General features: G+C 62.9%; 23 protein-coding genes. 9 read left to right on the top strand and 14 right to left on the bottom strand.

Annotation, left to right across the window (positions count from 1 at the left end; all coding sequences use genetic code 11):
• Positions 1 to 75: 75 nt before the first annotated feature.
• From QWI75_RS16905 to QWI75_RS16915, 3 genes are all read right to left on the bottom strand, one after another.
• Positions 76 to 312: a hypothetical protein gene (locus QWI75_RS16905; RefSeq protein ID WP_289269949.1), complete on the bottom strand. Its 237-nt coding sequence runs from the start codon at positions 310 to 312 to the stop codon at positions 76 to 78.
• A gap of 232 nt (positions 313 to 544) precedes the next feature.
• Complete coding sequence (locus QWI75_RS16910) at positions 545 to 1,177, bottom strand: response regulator (RefSeq protein ID WP_289269951.1); 633 nt, start codon at positions 1,175 to 1,177, stop codon at positions 545 to 547.
• An 11-nt stretch (positions 1,178 to 1,188) separates the two neighbouring features.
• Positions 1,189 to 3,549 carry a PAS domain-containing sensor histidine kinase gene (locus QWI75_RS16915; protein ID WP_289269953.1) on the bottom strand — a complete coding sequence of 787 codons (2,361 nt, stop codon included), beginning with the start codon at positions 3,547 to 3,549 and terminating at the stop codon, positions 1,189 to 1,191.
• Positions 3,550 to 3,710: 161 nt separating this feature from the next.
• Between QWI75_RS16915 and QWI75_RS16920 the strand changes: the two genes are divergently transcribed.
• A complete protein-coding gene (locus QWI75_RS16920; protein ID WP_289269955.1) occupies positions 3,711 to 4,019 on the top strand; it encodes a hypothetical protein in 309 nt (102 codons plus the stop codon).
• 3 nt (positions 4,020 to 4,022) lie between these two features.
• Here QWI75_RS16920 and QWI75_RS16925 read toward each other — a convergent pair whose 3' ends face one another.
• From QWI75_RS16925 to QWI75_RS16935, 3 genes are all read right to left on the bottom strand, one after another.
• A complete protein-coding gene (locus tag QWI75_RS16925) occupies positions 4,023 to 4,550 on the bottom strand; it encodes a bifunctional nuclease family protein (protein ID WP_289269957.1) in 528 nt (175 codons plus the stop codon).
• Between the two features lie 274 nt (positions 4,551 to 4,824).
• Complete coding sequence (locus tag QWI75_RS16930) at positions 4,825 to 5,466, bottom strand: MBL fold metallo-hydrolase (RefSeq protein WP_289269959.1); 642 nt, start codon at positions 5,464 to 5,466, stop codon at positions 4,825 to 4,827.
• On the bottom strand, positions 5,466 to 6,116 hold the full coding sequence (locus tag QWI75_RS16935) for a hypothetical protein (RefSeq protein WP_289269961.1): 651 nt from the start codon (positions 6,114 to 6,116) through the stop codon (positions 5,466 to 5,468). The genes QWI75_RS16930 and QWI75_RS16935 overlap by 1 nt, the downstream gene beginning before the upstream one ends.
• Before the next feature lie 19 nt (positions 6,117 to 6,135).
• Here QWI75_RS16935 and QWI75_RS16940 point away from each other — a divergent pair, with 19 nt between their 5' ends.
• Together QWI75_RS16940 and QWI75_RS16945 are read left to right on the top strand one after the other, a co-directional pair.
• On the top strand, positions 6,136 to 6,942 hold the full coding sequence (locus tag QWI75_RS16940; RefSeq protein ID WP_289269963.1) for a hypothetical protein: 807 nt from the start codon (positions 6,136 to 6,138) through the stop codon (positions 6,940 to 6,942).
• Entirely contained in the window at positions 6,939 to 7,832 is an 894-nt protein-coding gene (locus QWI75_RS16945; RefSeq protein WP_289269965.1) for a formylglycine-generating enzyme family protein, read from the top strand. Before QWI75_RS16940 ends, QWI75_RS16945 begins: the two co-directional genes overlap by 4 nt.
• Here the strand turns inward: QWI75_RS16945 and QWI75_RS16950 are convergent.
• The 3 genes from QWI75_RS16950 to QWI75_RS16960 are packed head-to-tail and all read right to left on the bottom strand — an operon-like array spanning position 7,784 to position 10,218.
• A complete protein-coding gene (locus tag QWI75_RS16950) occupies positions 7,784 to 8,923 on the bottom strand; it encodes a hypothetical protein (protein WP_289269967.1) in 1,140 nt (379 codons plus the stop codon). The genes QWI75_RS16945 and QWI75_RS16950 overlap by 49 nt on opposite strands.
• A 9-nt stretch (positions 8,924 to 8,932) precedes the next feature.
• On the bottom strand, positions 8,933 to 9,730 hold the full coding sequence (locus QWI75_RS16955; RefSeq protein ID WP_289269968.1) for a hypothetical protein: 798 nt from the start codon (positions 9,728 to 9,730) through the stop codon (positions 8,933 to 8,935).
• A 14-nt stretch (positions 9,731 to 9,744) separates the two neighbouring features.
• On the bottom strand, positions 9,745 to 10,218 hold the full coding sequence (locus QWI75_RS16960; RefSeq protein WP_289269970.1) for a DUF5069 domain-containing protein: 474 nt from the start codon (positions 10,216 to 10,218) through the stop codon (positions 9,745 to 9,747).
• A 171-nt stretch (positions 10,219 to 10,389) separates the two neighbouring features.
• Between QWI75_RS16960 and QWI75_RS16965 the strand changes: the two genes are divergently transcribed.
• Entirely contained in the window at positions 10,390 to 10,734 is a 345-nt protein-coding gene (locus tag QWI75_RS16965; protein ID WP_289269972.1) for a PilZ domain-containing protein, read from the top strand.
• Positions 10,735 to 11,376: 642 nt separating this feature from the next.
• Positions 11,377 to 13,095 carry a putative Ig domain-containing protein gene (locus QWI75_RS16970; protein ID WP_289269974.1) on the top strand — a complete coding sequence of 573 codons (1,719 nt, stop codon included), beginning with the start codon at positions 11,377 to 11,379 and terminating at the stop codon, positions 13,093 to 13,095.
• A 39-nt stretch (positions 13,096 to 13,134) separates the two neighbouring features.
• Here the strand turns inward: QWI75_RS16970 and QWI75_RS16975 are convergent, their stop codons facing one another.
• From QWI75_RS16975 to QWI75_RS16985, 3 genes are read right to left on the bottom strand one after another with little or no spacing between them, the layout of a single operon-like run.
• Positions 13,135 to 13,914, bottom strand: coding sequence for a DUF72 domain-containing protein (locus QWI75_RS16975; protein WP_289269976.1), 780 nt, complete (start codon positions 13,912 to 13,914; stop codon positions 13,135 to 13,137).
• Entirely contained in the window at positions 13,914 to 14,420 is a 507-nt protein-coding gene (locus tag QWI75_RS16980; protein ID WP_289269978.1) for a gluconokinase, read from the bottom strand. Before QWI75_RS16980 ends, QWI75_RS16975 begins: the two co-directional genes overlap by 1 nt.
• A 52-nt stretch (positions 14,421 to 14,472) precedes the next feature.
• Positions 14,473 to 14,778: a PG0541 family transporter-associated protein gene (locus tag QWI75_RS16985; protein WP_289269980.1), complete on the bottom strand. Its 306-nt coding sequence runs from the start codon at positions 14,776 to 14,778 to the stop codon at positions 14,473 to 14,475.
• Positions 14,779 to 15,039: 261 nt separating this feature from the next.
• Here QWI75_RS16985 and QWI75_RS16990 point away from each other — a divergent pair, with 261 nt between their 5' ends.
• Positions 15,040 to 16,479, top strand: coding sequence for a TolB family protein (locus QWI75_RS16990; RefSeq protein ID WP_289269981.1), 1,440 nt, complete (start codon positions 15,040 to 15,042; stop codon positions 16,477 to 16,479).
• Positions 16,480 to 16,540: 61 nt separating this feature from the next.
• On the opposite strand, the gene QWI75_RS16995 is transcribed toward QWI75_RS16990, so the two are convergent.
• Positions 16,541 to 17,380 carry an aldo/keto reductase family protein gene (locus QWI75_RS16995; protein ID WP_289269983.1) on the bottom strand — a complete coding sequence of 280 codons (840 nt, stop codon included), beginning with the start codon at positions 17,378 to 17,380 and terminating at the stop codon, positions 16,541 to 16,543.
• Between the two features lie 123 nt (positions 17,381 to 17,503).
• On the opposite strand from QWI75_RS16995, the gene QWI75_RS17000 reads away from it, so the two are divergent.
• Positions 17,504 to 17,809: a hypothetical protein gene (locus tag QWI75_RS17000; RefSeq protein WP_289269985.1), complete on the top strand. Its 306-nt coding sequence runs from the start codon at positions 17,504 to 17,506 to the stop codon at positions 17,807 to 17,809.
• 353 nt (positions 17,810 to 18,162) lie between these two features.
• On the opposite strand, the gene QWI75_RS17005 is transcribed toward QWI75_RS17000, so the two are convergent.
• Complete coding sequence (locus QWI75_RS17005; RefSeq protein WP_289269987.1) at positions 18,163 to 18,423, bottom strand: DUF202 domain-containing protein; 261 nt, start codon at positions 18,421 to 18,423, stop codon at positions 18,163 to 18,165.
• A gap of 328 nt (positions 18,424 to 18,751) precedes the next feature.
• Here QWI75_RS17005 and QWI75_RS17010 point away from each other — a divergent pair, with 328 nt between their 5' ends.
• Positions 18,752 to 18,976: a hypothetical protein gene (locus QWI75_RS17010; RefSeq protein WP_289269989.1), complete on the top strand. Its 225-nt coding sequence runs from the start codon at positions 18,752 to 18,754 to the stop codon at positions 18,974 to 18,976.
• A gap of 307 nt (positions 18,977 to 19,283) precedes the next feature.
• Entirely contained in the window at positions 19,284 to 19,859 is a 576-nt protein-coding gene (locus QWI75_RS17015; protein WP_289269991.1) for a prepilin-type N-terminal cleavage/methylation domain-containing protein, read from the top strand.
• Positions 19,860 to 19,876: the final 17 nt, after the last annotated feature.

Raw genomic sequence — 19,876 nt, forward strand, 5'->3', positions numbered from 1 at the left:
CGATCCCGGCTGGACGTCCCCCTGATCGATATCGAGGAAATCCGACATCGGAGGGTACAGACCCGGCGGCTCGGATCAGGCTGCCGGCGTGTACCGGGACAGATGATCGACAGGGTGGAGGGCCACCAAATACTGGGACGGTTTCGGCCGCAGGAGGACCAACCTTGATTCACGGGTCAGGCGATCGACGGCGCCGAAAATTTCGTTCCAACTGTAGGCCGGCAACCGGGCGATCAGGTCCTCGAGTGAGCGGGGGGCGTTCCCGTCCAACAGGCCGACAATGTCCTGTTCCAACTCCTCGTGACGTGTCATGCCTACCCTCAATGAAATGAATGGACGTTGCGATGAACCGGGACGGCACGAATAAAAAGAGGGTTGTGGTATACCGCAGGAACCCCAGGCGGTCCATCCTCGAACCGTCGAAATTCTTGTCGAATCAGCCTGAGAGTGGCTGTCGTGGTTTAAACGACAAGGATGGGGCGGTCGGAGAACATTATCGTGTTGTAAGGACGCTCTCGACGGCGGAGTCGGGCTGACCGGCCGGCTACTCGGCGACTTGATGCATCAGGGCGTAGCGGGTCAACTCCGCATTGTTCTTCAATTGCATCTTGTTCAGGATGCGCGCCCGGTAGGTGCTGACCGTCGTCACACTGAGATTGAGCGACTCGGCGATTTCCGAGACGGTCTTGCCGGAGCCGATCAGGCGGAGCACCTCATACTCCCGATCCGACAGCAGCTCATGGGGAGGCCGGCCGTCGCTCGCTTTCATCGTGAGCGCCAGCCGCTCGGCCACCTGCGGGCTGACGTATTGGCCGCCGTTCGCGACCTTCTTGATGGCCTGCACTAGTTCCTGGGGCGCGCTGGCCTTGTTCAGATAGCCGTCTGCGCCGGCCTTGAACATGCGGACCGCATATTGATCTTCCGGATGCATGCTGAGCACGATCACCGGCAGCGCGGGGCGGTCGTGTTTCACTTGCTTCAGCGCCTCGGTCCCCGTAGTGCCGGGCATGGAGATGTCCATGATCACCACGTCCCATGGTTTCTTCTGCACCAAATCGAGCAACTCGCGGGCGTTTCCCGCCTCCCCGAACTTGACGGGTCCCAGCCCTTCCGCCAACATCTCCTTCACGCCCCGCCGAAACAGCGGAAAATCGTCCGCAATCAGAATTCTGTACATGGGTCCCTCGCTCAGTGAAGAGGCAGCCTGAGTCGGACCGCGGTCCCCCGCCCCGGCTCGCTCGCAATCGTCAATGTCCCCCGATATCCCCGAGCCCGTTCCCGCATGCCCTGCAGGCCGAACGACTTGGGATCGGACAGGCGGACTTCCGGCACTCCTGCGCCGTTGTCCCACACTTCCAACAACAGATCGTCCCCGGCGGCCTCCAGCCGCACCTTGGCCTCGGTCGCCGCCGCATGCCGGGCCACATTGGTCAGCGCCTCCTGGCAGATGCGGAAGACCGCGGTGGCCTGGCCGCGCTCCACGTGGAGATCTTCGATCCCGGTGGCAAACGCGCACTTGATGCCGGTGCGCCGCGTGAAATCCCGGCATTGCCATTCGACCGCCGCCACCAGCCCCAGATCGTCCAAGACGCCCGGCCGGAGTTCCGCCACGATGCGTTGGACCGCGGTGATGGTGGCATCGATCTGCTGGGTCATGGATTGCACCTTGTCGGTCAACTTGGCGCGCTCGCGCGGGGCCAGGTCGCCCGTGACCAGCGTGCGGATGCGCGAGAGATCGAGCTTCAGGCAGGTGAGCCCGACCCCCAACTCGTCATGCAGCTCCCGCGCGATCCGGGTACGCTCATCTTCCCGCACCGCCTCCAGCTTGTGGGACAGGGTCCGCACCCCCTCAAGGGCCTGGTGCAATTCTTGTTCGGCCCGCTTGCGTCCCGTGATGTCGTGGATAATGCCGGTGAAGAATCGCCCGCTCGGGATCGTCCAGGTTGAGAGCGATAGTTCCAACGGAAATTCCGTTCCGTCTCGCTTGACGCCGATGAACTCGAACAGCGTGCCGCGCTCGGCCTCCGCCGGGGTCGCCCCTGCGCCCAACACGATCCGCCAATAGAGCGGATGGTGACGCTCGGCCAGGAGTCGCGTCATCGGCTGCCCAAGCAGGTCCGCACGGGCATAGCCGAACAGTTGCTCGGCGCCCCGGTTGCAAAAGACGATGGCGCCCCCGGCATCCATGGTGATAATGCCGTCCTCGCTGGAATCGACGAAGGCCCGCAGTTGCTCTTCGCTTTTGCGCAGCGCCAGTTCCGCTTCCTTCCGCCGGCTGATGTCGCGAAACGTCACCACCGCCCCGACGATCCGGTCGTCTTCGAGAATGGGGGTGGAGGAATATTCGACCGGAAAGCCGGTTCCGTCCTTTCTCCAAAACATCTCATCGACGGAATGCTGGATCATCCCCTGGCGCAACGAGCGCATGACGGGGAACTCATCGGCGGTATCGTCCGTGCCGTCAGCCCGCGTCTGGCGCACCAGCTTCTGCATGGACCGGCCGATCAACTCAACCGCGCGCCACCCCAACAGGCTCGCCGCCGCCGGATTCGCGAAGGTGACGTTGCCATGGAGGTCCACCCGGCAGATCCCATCCCACGCTGAGTTCAGGAGAAGCTCGTAATCACGTCGCAACCGCTCCAGGTTGGCCTCATCCAGATCTCGCTGGATGACATCCGCGATCACCGTCCGCTCGTGCACGGCCAACAACTGTTGCAACGTGCCCACCCGGGATTGCAGCAATGCGGCCGCCTGCTGATTGAATCGGCCGGTCCCGGCAGGCTCGACCGTGCACTTCTGATGACGATTGTGCCGCGAACCGGCGCTTTGATCGTGGGGCAATATTGCAAGCTTCACGCTCAAGGCCAGCGTGCGGAAGTGATCGGCCGTGTCGCTCGGAATCGGCACGTTCGCAAACAGGATGACGGCAAAGAGGTGGCCGGACGGCAAGATCCCGCCGAACCCCAAGACCGACCGAACGCCGTACCGCAAGACGAACTCGTCCTGCACCGGCACGAACGGGCTCTTTACGGCATCCGGCACGAAAAACACGTTATGGGTCCGTTCTTCCCAGTCGATGACCAGGTCGGAGCCGGGGGGCACGATCGACTCCAGGTTCACGCCGAACTGCCGGAGCAGTTGAGAGAACATGGGAAACTGGGACACGAACTGTTCGCTCACCAGCGGAATCGCGCGATACCGGCGCGACCGGTCCCGATCATTCCACTCCGCTTCCAGACCGGCGGTTCCCATGAGCGTGAGGCATTTCATCGCGTTCGACCTGGGCCGGCGGCCCAGCGCCTGGCTGGCGAGCTGGCGATCCGCCTCGCCCAACGACCCGTATTCCCGGGTCAAAAAACACCGGACCAGGACGCATTGCGGCAGTCCGGTGTGCCGATCGCAGAGATGGCTGTACAGGAATTGGGAGAGGTTCTGGGCAACTTCGTGCAGGCCGGGCGAGGACGGACCGAGCGCCCGCAACGCCACTCCGCACTCCGTCATGTCGCGGAGGGAAAAGGTCGTGAGATCGTACGTGCGACCGGCTGTCATGGCAGGATACCCCGCGGTAGGAGGCCGCCGCGCAGCGAGATCCGACATTGCCGAACGGAAGGCAGTCTAAGGAAACCCCCTGAGCCTGTCAAGAAATCACGGCGCGAAACGGGCCGCTGTGGTATGCTGTGCGCGTGATTCACCGTGGACGCCCATCGAGCGTGCTGAGCCTCACAACATGGGCCGCCGCATTGGTCGCGTCGGCGATGCCGATGCCGCTCTCCGCGGCTGCGGGCGATCCTCCCTGCGACCGCTATCCCGAAGGCAGGCAAGCGGTGTGTCGGGCGATCTGGAAACAGCTCAATGACCAAGCCGTCGGGGAGATGGCCCGGTTCGGGCTCGAACAACAACGCCGACGGGATGCCGGGCAGATTACCGCCGAGCAGCATTTGGCCGAGAACATGGCGTTCATCAAGCAATCCACGCAGAACCGGCTGAAACGGCTCGAAGAGCGGATGGCGAAAGAATGACGGTCAGAGTTCCTGCTTCTTGAACTCGGGCAGCACCTTCCCGGCCGACTCCAACAGATCCCGCCCGACAAGAATCGGCGCCTTGAAATGCACCGCCAGCGCGATTGAATCGGACGACCGGCTGTCGAACACCTTCTCCTCGCCGTTCACCGCCACCGTGAGCGCGCCATAATAGGTGCCGCCCTTGAGCGTGATGACGGTGCGCAGCACGCGGCCGCCGAACGCTTGCAGAATATTGTGCATGAGGTCGTGCGACATCGGCCGGGGCAGTTTCTCGCCCGTGAGCGCGCCGTGAATGGAGCCGGCGACGGTGGCATCCACGAAAATCGGAATGGCGCGGCCTTCAGCCAGCAGCAACACCACCGGGCCCTGCTCGGAGACCCGCACCCGCACGTCCGCAATTTCCACGAGTCGAGCGGGGTCGGTGGACTCTTCCGCCTGCACGGCCTGCCAGTCCGGCATCCCCATGAACACCGGCACGGCAACGGCCGACCACAACAGACCTGCGATTGCGACGGTTGGCCAGTTCATACACCCCTCCATACCAACCTTGGTTGAACCGCCCGCTCTTTATCGCTGTATCGAATATGCTGCGGGCGGAGAAAACCCCTTAGCGCCTCTCTTGGTTCGGTTATTCCTGCTCTCACCTGGCTTCACTCGGCCCCCGGAGAAACGCCACCCAGTGATCCTCCTCGCTTTTTCCCCCATACCAACCTTGGTTGAACCGGCAACTCATCGGGCGAAGCCCCTCCATACCGAGCTTCGCTTGGGCGGTGGCCTTCTTCGTCCATCGGATCAACAGCGGCTATGCCCTCACAAAGGCATTGCTCCGTTGCTCCGTTCCGATATCCGTTTCAGGCCCGTGACCTGTCACGACGACCGTGTCTCCATCCAGCCGGTAGAGGCGTTCGCGGATGGACCGCTCAATGGCCTGAAAGTCGCCGCCCCATAAGTCCGTCCGCCCAATGGAACCGCGGAAGAGCGTATCTCCGGCCAACAACAACTGCTCGGTAGGCAAATGGAAACTCATGGAGCCGGGCGTATGGCCCGGCGTATGGATCGCGACGCAGGCCAGCGTGCCGACCGCGAATTGCTCCTCATCCTTCAGCCAATAATCGGGCAGCGGAACCGGCGCATAAGGTACGCCGAACACCTCGCACTGCTCTTCCAACAATTCCCATAACCGGCGATCGTCCGGATGGAGGCAGAGCGACGCCCCGGTCGCCTGCTGCATGTCTCCGGACGCAAGAAAATGATCAAAGTGCGCGTGCGTGTGCAGGATGCGGGTCACGGTCAGGCCCAAGGCTCGCACTTCATGAAGGATCCGTTCCGGCGCTCCGCCCGGATCCACCACGACCGCCTGTTTGGTGTGCGGATCGCCGATGATCGAGCAATTGCAGCCCAAGGGCGGCACCGCGAACGTCCTGCGGATCATGGATGCGGACATTAGCTCCTCCCTTCGGGATGGGCGACCCAGATCACGTCCGTGTCGAACAGCGTCCAGCCCCGCCCCTGCCGCCGCAACCAATGGAGAAACCCGGCTCCGGTCCCGTCCGGCCGTTCATTGGCCACGTAGACCAAGGCTTGGTCCTCTTTGAGCGTCCAGGCAACCCGGGAAAAGGCCAGGCGATCGAGACGGGTTTCATCCTCCTGCGCCGGGCGTCTCCATGCGGCGAATGACGGCCCGAGGAACACGTCCGATTCCTCCGCCCCGCCGGGAGAAACGAATTGCACGCGCGCCCCGAACCGGAATTGCGGCTCCAATCGGGACGGACGCTGGTTCTTCGCGATGAAATCCGCGATCAAATCGCGCGGCAACCGCCCGTCGAACGGCTGCTGCTCATCGAACCACCGCTCGCTCGGCGGAATCGGTTCGCCCGGATGGAGCCAGGCGAGGGTGAGGCGCTCGATCACCACGACGCGGGTCAGGCTCGTCAGAAACTTAGACTCGACAACCCTATCGTAGACAGGATACTCTTCAGCGGGCACGGACTCCCCATCCGCTCGCGAGATCCCGGTCGGCGCCGCGAGGAGCTGATCGCCCAACCCACGCACCATCAGGCAGAGACAGAGCATGACGACCGCTGTCAATCGCATAGTGAGAGCATAAGCTGCGATGCCGCAGACCGTCAAACCCCCGCTCACAGAACCCAGCACCGCGCCGCAGCCGCCCCGAATCGACAGACCGACGTTCCGGGCCATTGGCCTTGTGCCGATAGCTCTGTGGCTCATCGCCACGGCCTGCAAACCGGACGACGCGCCCTTGAAGGCCGAGAACGAAGCCTTGCGGAAACAACTGGCCAGGCAGGAGTCCGTCTTGAATTCGCTGCAAGACGGCACCAAGGTCATGCAACAACAGATCGACCTGCTCAACCAGGAACTGCGGGACGCCAAGAAAGAAACCCAGCGGGCGCACGACGAGACCGAGCGCGTCCGGGCCGAGGCCAAGGAAGCGACCCTGAAATTCGAGGCCCAGGTGGCCCAGACCAAGAAGCTCTCCGCCGAGGTGCAGCGGACCGCAGCCGCCCAGGCCGCCTTTACCGTGCGCGCCGAGGAGAAGGGCGCGCAGGTTGAAGACCTTCCTCGTCCCTTCGCCCTGGTCGCGCGAGCCGCCGAGGAGGCGCTGGCGCGCAACGGGTACGCCATCCGAGTCAGCGTCAAAACGGATCAGAAGGCCGTGTACGTGACCGAGCGCAAGGTGTCGCCGCCCACCTCCCTCGAAGCCTCCGGATTTCGGAATCAATTCCTGATCGCCCTCCAGATTCCTTCGGCCAGCGTCACCCGCCTGAGCGTGAAGGCGGAATTTGAAAAACTCGCCCAGGGCGGGCGCATTCTCACGGCCGGCCCGGACGAAACGGCCGAGATCGAGCGGCGCCTCATCGCCGAAATCAGCAAGGCCGTCGCCGCCAAAGACAAGTTGTGAACGGCCTCCGCGCCTTGCTGCCAGCCGTGATCCTGGCCGGCTTGGCGGTCGGCACGGCCGGCGCCCGTTCAGATGCCCGACCAGCCCCGCCCAAACAGGAACTCGCGCGCCATCTGGCATCGATCGCCGCCGTCGTGCGCCCCTCTCCCTCCGTGACCGTCGAAGAAGGCTGGTTCCTCATGGGGACTGTCAGAAAGGACGACGAGCCCTACGCGCTGGAGACACAGTTCGACGACACGGAACTGCCGCAACATCGCGTCTGGCTCGATCGCTATCAGATCGACCGGGATGAAGTGAGCGTGGGAGAATACCTGGCCTTTCTCCGCCAGACCCGGCAACCGGTGTCGGACGAACTGCAACGGCTCCTCTGGCACGTCATCTCGGTCCACTCCATGCCGGATGTCGTGCTGGCCCGTTGGCCGGCCCTGTACGTGACCTGGCAGGAGGCGGCCGACTTTTGCCGCACACAGGGCAAACGGCTTCCGACGGAGGCTGAATGGGAAAAGGCCGCGCGCGGCGCTGACGGTAATCTATTTCCGTGGGGAGATCGTCCGCCGTCACCGGGTCTGGCGGTGTTCGGGCAGTATCATGTGCACGAGATCCCGCTCGTGGCCGCGGTGGACAGCGGGGAAGAGGGGCAAAGTCCGTATGGGGCCCGTCACATGGCCGGCAATATCGCCGAATGGGTGCAGGACTGGCTGGGATTCGACTATTACGCGGTCACGCCGGACCGCAATCCGCCTGGTCCGACTTCGGGCCGCTACAAGGTCGTGCGGGGCGGTTCGTGGAAAAGCAAGCCGATGATGCTCCGCACGGCGACACGCGGCGGGTCTTCGCCCGATCAGCGCTCCGCCACCATCGGCTTCCGTTGCGCTGCGTCCGTCCCATGAGAGGCCACGTTCCTGCTCCCTTTTCCTTCAATCAGCCCCGCCACGACCGCGCACTCCAGGCCGAACGGCAGGTAGCCCGCGTAGCCCAGAATCGGCATTTCGAACAGGTGACAGCATTGGACGTAGGGAATGGCATACTCCCAATGGGCGAGACTCTTCACGTTCCACAGCTCCCAGAAGAAGCCACAGACGAGGGCGGCAAAGGCCGGATGACAGACCGGACGCCAATCGCCGGTTCGCAAGCCGGATAAGATCGTGTCTTCTCCCCTGATCAGCGCCATCGACATCAAGAGGAGAAGCGGCGCCACCCAAACCAGCGGAAACAGATAATCCGGCCAGAGGCCGATGCCGAACAGACCGAGCGCAGCCGCGATCAGGCCCACCCATCCCGTGATCGGACGATTCACCCAGTCCCACTGCCACAGCCGGCGGAACGCCGCGTCGAATCTTGGCCAGGTCGAGAGCCACTCTGTCGTGCTCAAGACCGCGGGCAACACGGTGGAGAAGGGTAGAGTCGCGTACCAGATATACTCCCAGGCGGTCAGCTCCCACACCGGCGGATAGTGCCAGTTCTCGACGAAGCGGTTGAGATATTCGAAGAACCACCAAAAGACGGCGCTGAGTGGAAACAGCCACAGAAAAAACCGAGGACGGCTTCGCATCAGGCACTGTCGAGTCCGGGCCTCGGTCCAGGCATTGACGACCAGAATGTAGCCCAGCCAGAGCGGCGTGAAGGTATGGGCCTGCCAGGACCCCATCCATTCGAACCGATTCCAGGCGACGATCCAGGCCAGCCCGGTCCACAGGAGTCCGACCCAGCCCCACCAGGGAAACGAGCGCGGGGCTTGTTCCGAATGAGACCGAGCCGGAGCGGCCAACAGGCGCCATAGGAAGGGGCCGACACAGAGGAGAATCGCCACCGCCAGCAGCGAGAACGCGATCCAAGAAAAGGGAGCCTGTGCGACGTCTTGAGTCCTGGGGGGAAATTCAAGGTAGGGTGCGAGCGGCCTGCCCGCCAGATGAACGCCTGCCAGCGGGAGCCCCAGAAGCAGCGCCGCCATGGCGGCGATTCGGCTGAGGTTACCCCGCACCGCGGACACTCACGGCGCCAGTCGCGTTCGAGCCCAACGCCCTTTCAGGTTGTAGGCCGCCAGCTCGATCGCCTCGTCCGCAGCCAGGCTCCGCAAGAGGTCGTGAGCCTCGGCGTCATCCCGCGGGGCGGCGATGCGCTGCATCCGTCCGGACCGGCGAATGACCGGATAGGCATTGGAGGTCAGTCGTCCCGCCAGTTGTTCCAGGGTGGAGAGCGTTCGGCCTTCCGACCTGGCGTGGACGGTGCCGGTCTTGGCATCCACTAATGCCAGTTCAGCCAGGGCATGCTGGACCGTGCTGGAACCGGGCAAACGTCCCATGGCCCCGCCTCCTTCTTGCGTGCCGTCAAGGGGCAAGGTCGTGGCACTGGTCACCTCCACGCTCGAAATCACCGCGATCAGGAGGTGCTCGATCCCCTGCTCCCGGGCAAGCTGCTCCCAGGCGACGGACGCTTCACCGGCCTTGCGCACGGACGACGGGGCGACCTTGACGACAGCAAGCGGCAGCGCGCGGCTGATATGTTGTCGCGCCTGATCGGTCACGAACGCCAGCGCGCCCTCAGAGAGGGGTGGCGCGGATTCCGGGACGGCCACATCGTTGATCACCGCCAGCCCGACGCGAAGACCGGCCGGGAGTCCGGTCATCGTCGCGGCCTCCGGCTGCGTGGCTGTCCCAAGATAGGCATCGAGGCGAGGCGCAGGCGCGGAGACCCCGCAGCCGGAGACAGTGAATCCCGGAAGCGCCAGGATCAGGAACGCGGCTCCCCACCCCATCAAGCCGGCATGAGCGCAATAGATCTGATCCACCTCGAACATCCTCGCTACAACCGGCCTTCGTCCAGCTCGATCGCCTCGACCCAGGTCGACACGGGCGGCAAGGATTCAAGCGGCACCCCGCGCTTGACCGCCACATCCCGGAGCCGCCCTTGAAAACGGTCGCGCGCCGCCTCGTCGGCCGGCCCCGCCGTAAGGACCTTTCCGGTCCAAAGCCTGGTCTCGGCCTCGGACAGCGTCCTTCCACAGGTTCGCACCCACTCCAGTAGGTCCTCGTCCGTTCCTCCCGCCAGCACCCGTTGCTTGAACGCCTGCGCATCGATGCTCAGCAACTCGATCAAGGACTTGTCGAACCCGGTGGTGAGGTAGTGATAGTCCTGGATCAATCCGGCATGACGCAGACGGATCTTATCGATCAACCGGGCCAGATGCGCCAGGCCGCCGAGCAAGACCTTGGGACTTCTGGGGTACAGTGGGGCGTCCATCGATAATGTCTGAAAGAGTCGAGAGGTCGTGCGCATCCCCTCTTTCCGCCGAGGCCGATCAACTTTGCCATAGCCGGGCCACCCTTGGCTAGGAGCCTGCGTCGCTCCGATCAGTAGGTATATTTGGCTCGTCAGAACCGAGCTTGCATGGTAGGCTCCATTCGAGATCGCCGGACCCGGTTACGCTCGGTCTTCAGGAAGTTCCTTATGGCCTTGCCCGCTCCCAGATCACATGAAAAGCGACGCCATCCCCGCGTGCGCGTCCAATATCGCAGCCATTTCTCCTCGAAAAACCGGATGGTCGCCGGAGACGGAGACTTGCAAGACCTCTCGCAGGCCGGTTGCCGGATCAAGAGCCAGGTGACCGCCCCCGCCGGTTCGGAGTTGGAACTGTGCGTCTTCGTCGACGGAGACGAGAACCCGCTCGTGATCGATGTCGCCTCCGTACGGTGGGTGCGCTCCGACGAGTTCGGTCTGTCCTTCACGCAGGTCCGCCCGCCCGTACAGCGCCGCATCACAGACCTCTGTCGAAAATTAGCCCCGTTGGATTAGGCGCCAAGCTCCGCCGCTCTGCCCACTGACGGCGATCGACCGATCGAGAACGGTCTGTTGACGCCGGAAGAGGTCGCCCTCACAGGCGGATTTCTCAGAATCCACCCTACCCAATGGCCCTATCAATCGACAAACGGCTCTAATTGCTCACACGTGTTCTTTATGGTACAGAGGCAGCCTGAAGTGGATAGCAGTCATTCATACATCGATTCATTCATCATCCCTGAATATCCTTCTTTGCAGCGATCGCTGGAATCTCCCTTCATTTTGGCGTCATGAGCGGACGATCGCACGCCCATCTTCGACTTTGTCCAGGCCGTCATAGGATGAAGCGCGTTCGGTATTAACTTTGCTTTCCCAGGCGCGAGACTCCCTGCGCACCGATCGGCTCATCCCTATACAGAGGAATGAGAATACGTAGAAGGTGTTTCTCCGCCGGCTCAGTTACGAAAGGACCCGGATTAGCCGGCGGTTCCAGCGAAGCTTGGTATAGAGGGGCTTCACCCGATAAGCCGCCAGTCCAACCAGGTTTGGTATGGGAAAGAGAGAAAAGAATCACCAAAGGGGTCTCTCCGCGGGCGTCAGATTACTGAGAAACCGTGAATAGCCCGCGGTTCTAGCGAAGCTTGGTATGGTGAAAGCATGGAAGAACGATCACTTCACTCCATTATTGTTGTCAGACTGTTGGGCGCCGTCGCCTGTGCACTGTTGGTAGCCTGTTCCGGGGGCGGCGACGGGGGATCAGGTGCGGGAGGGGCAGGCGGGGTGACGGGCCATGTGACGCCGTCGATCACCACAACATTGTTGCCGATAGGTGACGAATCGCTGCCCTATTCAGCCACATTGACGGCATCGGGTCCGGGGCCGTTGACCTGGACGGTCACTGGTTCGCTGCCCCAAGGGCTCACATTCAATCCTTCCACCGGCACGATCACAGGCACCCCCGTGGCGCCTGCCTCAGCGCCCCTCTCCGTCAAAGTCACCGCGCCGACCTGGAACGATACCAAAGATTACACGCTGACCATCCGTTCCAGGACACACCGGGTCTCCGTCGCGAGCGAATCGTTGGCCGAGAGCAACGGCGGCAGCGGCGACGGGACCAGACTGACCAACGGCGTGCTCCAGGAGCGCAGTTTCGGTCCTGGAATCAGTGGAACCGGCCGGTTCACGGTCTTCGATTCCGGCGCCACCAACCTGGTTCCCGGAGTGCTCTCGAACGGCAAGCGGCAGGTCTATTTGCACGACCGCGAGACCGGCTTCACGGAGTTGATCTCGGTCGGTCCGGGGAATGTCCCCGGTGACGACGATAGTTTCACGGCCGCGGTGAGCGACGACGGGCAACTGGTCGCGTTCGACTCGTTTGCCGCCAATCTGATTCCAGGGGACACCAACGGCGCACGAGACATCTTCCTGCGGAACCGCACCACTGGCGTCACGGAGCGGCTCTCGCAAGGAGTTCAAGGCGCGCAGGGCATCTGTCCGAACCCCGGCGAAGGCTGCAACAGCTTCAGCCCCGCGATCAGCGCGGACGGGAAGGTCCTCGCCTTCGGCAGTTTTTCGCGACTGGTTCCGGACGACACGGACGACGGCACCGATATCTACGTGCTGGACCGGAGGGGCGCGCCGGTCCTGCGGCGGATTACTGCCGGTATCGGAGGAGCCCAGGCCAATATTCTCAACGGGAGCCCGGCGGTCAGCGCCGACGGCCAATTCGTTGCCTTTGCCTCCAATGCGAGCAATCTGCTCGCAGGCGATTCGGCCGACATCGTGACCGATGTCTTCCTGTACAGCCTGCAAACCGGCGTCTTGCGGAAGGTTTCCGTCCCAGCCGGCGGCGGCGCGGCCGACGGCGATAGTTTCAGCCCGTCGCTGAGCGGAGAGGGGCGGTTTGTGGCCTTCTGGTCGCAGGCCGGCAATCTCATGGCGGGACCGGCGGAGGGAGACAACATCGCCGACGTGTTTGTGGCCGATATGCAAGCCTCGCAACCCTCGATCGTCAAAGTGTCCGTCAACCTGAATCTGGCCTCCGGCAACGGGGACAGCCGGTCCGCTTCGATCAGTCGCGACGGCCGCCTCGTGGCCTATGATTCACTCGCGACCAATCTCGATGTCACGGCGGCCGATGCCAACGGCGTGCGCGATATCATCGTCACGGATCGCAGTTGTGCATTCGACGCAACCCAACCCTGTTCGGTGAAGAGGGTTTCCATCCACGGCAACGGGGGCGACTCCAACGGGGAAAGCCGTTATCCGGCCATCAGCGGAGATGGCCGGTTCGTCCTGTACTATTCCGATGGGTCGAGCCTCGTCGATGGGGATGCGAACGGCGCGCGGGATGCATTCGTCAGCCGGCGACCGTAGCAGTACGGTGCTGCTCTGCCGCTCACTCGGGCGGGCGCCTCAAACACCGCCCGCCCGTTGCGTCTTTTTTCGCCTTCGTCCTTCCATCAACCTCCGCAACGTCCACGCATTCTCGACGGCATGACCGCGGGCGTCGTTGTTGAAATAGACATACAGGTCATGGCCGTCCTGCGCCGCCCGCTTGAGCCACCGGGCTTCCTTGGTCAGTTCCTCGTCGGTATAGGAAGAGGCGAACATCTGCGTCCGCCCGTGAAATCGGACATAGACGAACTCCGCAGTCCGCACGTCGCGACGCGGATACCGAGGCGAATCGGCGATACAGAGGGCTGCACCATGCCGCTGCAAGAGATCGTAGACGTCCTCTGTGAACCAGGACTCGTGCCGAAATTCACAGACCAGCCGCAGAGGGGGATCGGAAGCGGCCGGCCTGCAGGCGGAGGCCAGGAATCGAGCGAGCCTGGGCCGATCGCATCGGAACGACGGCGGAAACTGCAACAGCAGCGGCCCCAGATGTCGGCCCAATACCCGCGCCCGGTCGACGAACGCCCGCCAGGGCTCCTCCACATCCACGAGCCGCTTGTGATGCGTGATCAACCGGCTGACTTTGAGCGCGAACACAAACTCCGGCGGCACCTGCGCCGTCCATTGTTCATAGGTCGCCGCGCGGGGCAGATGATAAAAGGATGAGTTGACTTCGGTGGTGGGAAACTCCTGCGCGTAATACTCCAGGTAGCGCCGGCGGGGGCAATCCTCCGGATAGAAAGGGCCCTTCCAATTCGCGTAGGCCCAGCCTGACGTGCCGATCAGCAGCGACGGCATCAGCGCCCTGCCCGTGGACTTGAGAGGCCCAGGCCGATCCGCACCTGCCGGACGATGTCGTCCGGGCGCTGGGACGCATCCACCACGAGCGCGCCGACCGGCTCTTCCAGCGCCGCATACTGACTGGCCAACAATTCGTCCGGGAAGAAATGCCCGGATCGCCCCTTGAGCCGTTGCGCCATCAACGAATAGGGACCTGCCAGATAGACCAGCCGGACCAGGGAGGGATCAATGACCAACCGGGTTCGATAGCTCGCCTTCAGCGCAGAGCAGGCCAAAACGACATCGCGGCTCGAGGCCAGCCAGCGTCGGATTTCCGCTTGCAGATGCAGAAGCCAAGGCTCCCGATCCTCATCGGTCAGCGCGAGCCCCCGACGCATCTTGTCGAGGTTGGATTGCGGATGGCGATCGTCGCCATCGACAAAGCTCCATTCCAACGATTCGGCCAGGAGGCGACCGATCGTTGTCTTGCCCGACCCCGACACGCCCATGACGATGACGACCATGTCGTTCCTTCGCGCTCCCTTGGGACGGCGATGACTGATGCGGAACTGACGATCAGGCGATTTGGGTGCAGGGAAACGCAAAAACACGGATGGAAGGCCTCTGCCACCCCGGATGGTCCTCAACCTGCCGGCACCAGGCCTGGACAGCTTGAGCGACCTTCTCAACATGGGCATCGTCCAGCGCCACGAGCACGATCGTGTTCGTGCCAGGATAAAACTGCGCTCCCTCCGCCGGGCCGCTCTGCCCCTGCCCGACCGCTTCATTGATTTCCGTAAACTGACGCACGTCGCAGTCTCTCAGCAACTCATCGACCCGCTCCTTGAGCGACGAGCGAAACACGATCATCAACATCTGCATGAGCCCCCTCCCGGCGCTTGGAATCCGATTGCGGTATCGCACACCTTCGGCCGCGGCCCCTTGGCTCCGACCGAAGGCAGTGTACCGGAAGGACCTCCGCTAAAAAAGCGGCCTCTGAAAGACAAGCGGACGGCTTGCAGAACGGGACCGGCGTCGTTTATCGTCAAGTCCAGCCCAGCGCCCATCCGCATGGCGTCCTGTGACGGGCCGAGGCGGGCGCGTTCTGGGCCCGTCGTATGGCCGCTCGGATCAGGTGACAAGATGGACAGTTTGCGACAGCGACCGGTCCCGCTGATGCTGATTGCCGCGATCGCCAGCCTGCTCCACGGTTGCGACGGGGTGCCGAAGGAGGACTCCGCGGCCGAAGGGACGACGGAACGGGTGTCGGTGTCGGACGGGAACGTGTTTCAGTCGAACGGCGGCAACGGGGACAGCACGCGCGTAGAAATTGGGGTGCCCGAGCTGACCAGCCCGACCCCGGGGATCAGTGGAGACGGTCGTTTTGTTGTCTTCGATTCCACGGCCACCAATCTTGTCCCGGGGGTGAACACCAATGGAAGGCGGCAGATCTACCTGCATGATCGAGTCACCGGCCTCACCGAACTGATCTCGGTCGGCTCGAACGGCCTGGCCGGCAACGACGACAGCGCCTCGCCGGTGGTCGCGGACGACGGCGACACGGTCGTGTTCGAATCCTTTGCCAGCAATCTCGTTTTCAACGACACCAACAACGCCCGTGACGTGTTTCTGCGCCGGCGACAGGCGCAGATCACCGACCGGGTCTCCCAGACCGCGCAAGGGCTCCAGGGTCTCTGTCCGGCCGCCGGGGAAGGGTGCCGCAGCTACGATCCGGCGATCAATGCCGACGGGACCATCATCGCGTTCGGTTCAAACGCACGTCTGACGCCGGAGGATCTGGACAACAGCCCCGACATCTATGTGCTGGACCGGAGCAGCGGGCCGACCTTGCGGCGCATCACCGCGCCGCTTGGGGCGATTCAAGCGAACGCGAGCCACGGCAGTCCGGCGGTCAGCGCGGATGGGCGGTTCGTGGCCTTTGCCTCCAATGCCTCGAACCTGATCACCGGCGAGCCGCCGAATGCCGTGTTCGATATCTTCCGGCACGATCGCCTGGCCAATCAGCTTCAAAAGGTGTCGGTGCCGGCCAACGGCCTCGCTGCGGACGGAGACAGCCACGGTCCTTCGCTGAGCGGCGACGGCCGGTTCGTCGCCTTCTGGTCCCGGGCCAGAAACCTGTTGCCCGGTCCGCCGCGGGATACGGGATTCGCCGACATCTACGTGGCCGACATGCTGGGAACCGTCCCCTCCCTCAGCCGCACCGCCCTGGGCCTGTTCAACCAGTCGGCCAACGGCGATAGCCACTACCCGTCGATCAGCCGGGATGGACGCTTCGTCGCCTTTCTCTCCCGGGCCGACAACCTGGTGCCCGCCGGGGTGGACGGCAATAACTTCCTCGATGTCTATCGGGCCGATCGGAACTGCGTGCTCGCGCCGCCCCAAAATTGCGAGGTCATCCGGATCTCCATCGCCATCTCCAACCGCGACGTGGACGGGGACGGTCGAGCCCCGGTGATCGCCGCCGATCCGCGCATCATCGCATTCTACTCGGACGCGACCAATCTCGTGCCTAACGACACGAACAACTTCCGCGATGCGTTCGTGCGCCTGCTTAGGCAATAACTGACGACCTACCCCGCTCCGTTCATATCGAGGCGCGAGAAGGCTTGGATGGACCGGCTGCCTACAGGCCGATCGTCTCAATCCGGTGGAGTTCGTCGGGGGTGAGCGTGAAACGATCGGCCTGGAGGTCTTCCTTCATGTGTTGCGGATTCGTGGTGCCTGTCAGCGGGAGCATCCCGATCTGCATGGCGAATCGAAAGACGATCTGGGCTATTCCGACTCCGTAGCGCGCCGCCATCGCTCGGATGTCCGGGTCGATAAATATTTCCCGGTTGGCCGTCAACAGTGAGAAGCCTTGATAGATCATGTGGTGGGCCCGGCAGAGTTCCCGTACATCTTTGTCCCATCCGAGCGCCGCGTAACAGCGGTTCTGCACCACCATCGGTTTGTAGGTCGCCCGTTCACAGAGCAGCGCGAGCTGTTCGGCCGAGACATTGCTGACCCCGATCATCTTGACCTTCCCGGTTTCATAGAGCCCTTCGATCGCCTGCCACACTTCCCAATCCGCCGCTCCGAGGCCGCGCCGCTGGTAGGGTCCGTGGAGGACGTAGGAATCCAGATAGTCGGTCTGGAGATGGGCCAACGAGCTGTCGAAGGACTGCTGCACCTGGGTGGTGAGGTCGGCGGTGGGATCGTACGGGGTGCGATGGTCTTGACCGTTCGCCGGTGTGAACTTCGTTTGGAGAAACAACCGGTCTCGCGAGATCCCCTGCCGCGCGAGGGCTTGCAAGGCCTCTCCGACCAGCGCCTCCTCGTAATGGATCAGTTGATTCGCCGTGTCGATCGCCGTGAAGCCGGCTGTCACGGCCTCCAACACCAGCCGCGTCGTGGCCTGCTTCTTCCAGGCCGTGCCGTACATAAAGGATGGAATCGACACCCCGTTGTACGCGGTCAAGATCATAGGCGAGCCTCCTTGCCTCCTGCTTACCCGGTTCACCGGCGCCCTGTCCAGTCGTCAAGAACTCATCGACTGACTTCACACCTCCTCGTGCGCTAAGAAGCGAGCGTGTTATCATGCGGCATCATGTCGCTCGAACCTTCCTCCCATTTGCCCGGCGGCTTTCAAGTCCGGCATCGGACTCTGGGGATCTATCAGGGCAGCGCGATCGAGCTGGCATTCTGGCAACCGTCATCCGGCATGCCGGAGTACGGCCTGTGCCGGTTCTCGACAAAGGAGAAGGCCCAGGCACTGATCGACTTTCTCTGTTCCCCCGCCTGCGCGGAACCGATGGACCAGGCCGACCTGACGATCGAACCCTACGATCTGGCCGAACACGAGCGATTGATCAACGAACATCCCCTTTCGTCCGCCTGGGAAACGCCCATTTGAGGCCGATTCCCTTATCCGCGCGCACGACCGGCTCGAGCGGATGGCGTCGACAGGTCACGTTGAGTCGATCTTCATGGCGCGCGGGTGGGACTCGGAAGCCCATTCGTGGTACAGATCGTCGAGCTAGTCGAGCACCTCGGCTTCGGACATCGACGGAGGGGCGGCAAACTCTTGCACCAGCCGTTTTTTTGCCCTCGTTCCCGAGGAGAAACAGTCGCCACCCTCCCTCCGTGCGCACGAGGTGCGCCATCCGCCCGAACACATCGACCCGCATCGGTTTGGCCATCGGGGATTCAACACCGGGACGATCAGATCAGAAGACGCAACCGCCGCCGGGAAGCAGGTCCGCGCCGTTATTTCGGTTCCTGCGCAAGTCCGGCCTTGGTGGACAGGAATCGACGGATGCCGACCGCCAGAAACCCGGCGCCGGCCGCCAGGGACAGCCAACCCAACACGCGAACCAGAGGCTGCTCCATCAGCCAGACGGCGGGGACCCCGACAATGACGAATCCCAAGGCCGTCCTGATATAGGCCAGGAGCGTGCGCTCGTTCGCCAGTTCGGTCCGTTGCCGAGCCAGCCGGTCGCGAACCTGCGTCTCTGATCCATCCGGCATGGACAATCCGGACTCCTCGCGGGCACGATAGCCCATCAGCCTGTGAAGCTCAACAGATTCGCGGTGGGCCCGCTCGGACGAAGGTCGGTTGCCGGTGGAGAAACCAGTCCTTTGACAGACTGATAGAGAAGGTGCAAAATGTCGGATCAATCCCGAGCGAGGTTGAACATGGATCCGGGGTAGCGCTAGAAAATCCCACCAGGCTGAGCCGTTCCGGGACAACGCGACGCCCTCATAGCCGATTGTGGCCATGAGGGCGTTTGTCTGTGTGGGCAGACCCTCCGTAGAGATTCGGATTCTCACCCCACCATCCAGAAGGAGGAACGTCATGAGGCTGCTCCTCAGTCTGCTGATTGCACTCGCCGCTTGGTGGCCGATCGATTCCTTCGCAGAAGGGGCCGGAGGAGGATATCGCGGCATCGCGCAAATGTATTACTTCCTCATGTGGGCGATCTTGTGTTACGGCGCCTATGACACGTTCGGGAAGAAAGTCATGTACGTGGCGGCGCCGCTGTTGGCGATCGGGCTGTACATGATGCTTCCAGCCCATTAAGACCGACAACCCGAAGGCCCTGAGGGGAGAGCGTTCTTCTCTCAGGGTCCTCCGGCACCTCCTCCGCTTCTCATCACCTACTCAGCTTCTCGCATTCCGTGCTCATGCTTCGCCGCCCTACTCATCGAGAAGATAGCGCGGCTTGCAGCGGTGTGACGCGCCGTTGTCTCCTCAAAATACGTGCAAAATCCGCCGGCCGCTGGAGTCCGTAGTAAAGAGTGACAGATTTCTAGCGGGCTCCCGACAACCGGGAACCTTCGACGCGCGGACGAGCCATCGGCCGCGTGAAACACGGGGAGACACCATCATGTGCAGGCAGAATCGCCATACAGAACAGGGGCTCACGCTGCTTGAGCTTCTCATTGCCCTCGTCCTGCTCGCCATCGCGCTGGGGCTCATCATCAATACCATCATCGCGGTCATCCGCTCCCCTTCCAGCATTGACTTGGTCGAGGTGGGTCGGGTCGGCGCAGCCGGTGGACCGGTGACCATCACCTATCGCGTGAACCTGAACTACGACAGCGCACGAACAACCGCTGTATCGGAAGACGTCGATATCGAGGAAGTCGATTTCGGTCCGTTCCAGAATGACCTGCTGGACGTCGTCACGGTCTCGACCGCGGCAGGCCAATCAACGAGCGCCGGCACCCTGTTCACTCTGGAATGCGGACCGAGCTTGCTCGGCACCACGTACCTCAGCGGAAGACGGGACCTCTCACGGCTTGAACGCACCCACCTGATACTGGCCGAGTATGAGCGCATCTTGGCTCCGAACGTCAGGAGCGACGAGGTGATCGTGGACTGTCGAGCAGGAACGGGAGGAGGGACGTCAGGAACTGGTGGAGGGGGGACACCGGGGGCCGGTACCGAACCGGGAGATTAGCGGGAGAAGAATGGCAT

Origin of the sequence: Nitrospira tepida, from assembly GCF_947241125.1 — a bacterium.
GTDB lineage: Bacteria > Nitrospirota > Nitrospiria > Nitrospirales > Nitrospiraceae > Nitrospira_G > Nitrospira_G tepida.

Excerpts from the sequence above, each read along its gene's own strand:
- QWI75_RS17015 (WP_289269991.1), top strand. The coding sequence starts at position 19,284 with ATGTGCAGGCAGAATCGCCATACAGAACAGGGGCTCACGCTGCTTGAG.
- QWI75_RS16910 (WP_289269951.1), bottom strand. The coding sequence starts at position 1,177 with ATGTACAGAATTCTGATTGCGGACGATTTTCCGCTGTTTCGGCGGGGC.
- QWI75_RS16965 (WP_289269972.1), top strand. The coding sequence starts at position 10,390 with ATGGCCTTGCCCGCTCCCAGATCACATGAAAAGCGACGCCATCCCCGC.
- QWI75_RS16960 (WP_289269970.1), bottom strand. The coding sequence starts at position 10,218 with ATGCGCACGACCTCTCGACTCTTTCAGACATTATCGATGGACGCCCCA.
- QWI75_RS16990 (WP_289269981.1), top strand. The coding sequence starts at position 15,040 with ATGGACAGTTTGCGACAGCGACCGGTCCCGCTGATGCTGATTGCCGCG.
- QWI75_RS16940 (WP_289269963.1), top strand. The coding sequence starts at position 6,136 with ATGCCGCAGACCGTCAAACCCCCGCTCACAGAACCCAGCACCGCGCCG.
- QWI75_RS17000 (WP_289269985.1), top strand. The coding sequence starts at position 17,504 with ATGTCGCTCGAACCTTCCTCCCATTTGCCCGGCGGCTTTCAAGTCCGG.
- QWI75_RS16915 (WP_289269953.1), bottom strand. The coding sequence starts at position 3,549 with ATGACAGCCGGTCGCACGTACGATCTCACGACCTTTTCCCTCCGCGAC.
- QWI75_RS16935 (WP_289269961.1), bottom strand. The coding sequence starts at position 6,116 with ATGCGATTGACAGCGGTCGTCATGCTCTGTCTCTGCCTGATGGTGCGT.
- QWI75_RS16975 (WP_289269976.1), bottom strand. The coding sequence starts at position 13,914 with ATGCCGTCGCTGCTGATCGGCACGTCAGGCTGGGCCTACGCGAATTGG.
- QWI75_RS16995 (WP_289269983.1), bottom strand. The coding sequence starts at position 17,380 with ATGATCTTGACCGCGTACAACGGGGTGTCGATTCCATCCTTTATGTAC.
- QWI75_RS16905 (WP_289269949.1), bottom strand. The coding sequence starts at position 312 with ATGACACGTCACGAGGAGTTGGAACAGGACATTGTCGGCCTGTTGGAC.
- QWI75_RS16930 (WP_289269959.1), bottom strand. The coding sequence starts at position 5,466 with ATGTCCGCATCCATGATCCGCAGGACGTTCGCGGTGCCGCCCTTGGGC.
- QWI75_RS16970 (WP_289269974.1), top strand. The coding sequence starts at position 11,377 with ATGGAAGAACGATCACTTCACTCCATTATTGTTGTCAGACTGTTGGGC.
- QWI75_RS16985 (WP_289269980.1), bottom strand. The coding sequence starts at position 14,778 with ATGCAGATGTTGATGATCGTGTTTCGCTCGTCGCTCAAGGAGCGGGTC.
- QWI75_RS17005 (WP_289269987.1), bottom strand. The coding sequence starts at position 18,423 with ATGCCGGATGGATCAGAGACGCAGGTTCGCGACCGGCTGGCTCGGCAA.
- QWI75_RS16925 (WP_289269957.1), bottom strand. The coding sequence starts at position 4,550 with ATGAACTGGCCAACCGTCGCAATCGCAGGTCTGTTGTGGTCGGCCGTT.
- QWI75_RS16980 (WP_289269978.1), bottom strand. The coding sequence starts at position 14,420 with ATGGTCGTCATCGTCATGGGCGTGTCGGGGTCGGGCAAGACAACGATC.
- QWI75_RS17010 (WP_289269989.1), top strand. The coding sequence starts at position 18,752 with ATGAGGCTGCTCCTCAGTCTGCTGATTGCACTCGCCGCTTGGTGGCCG.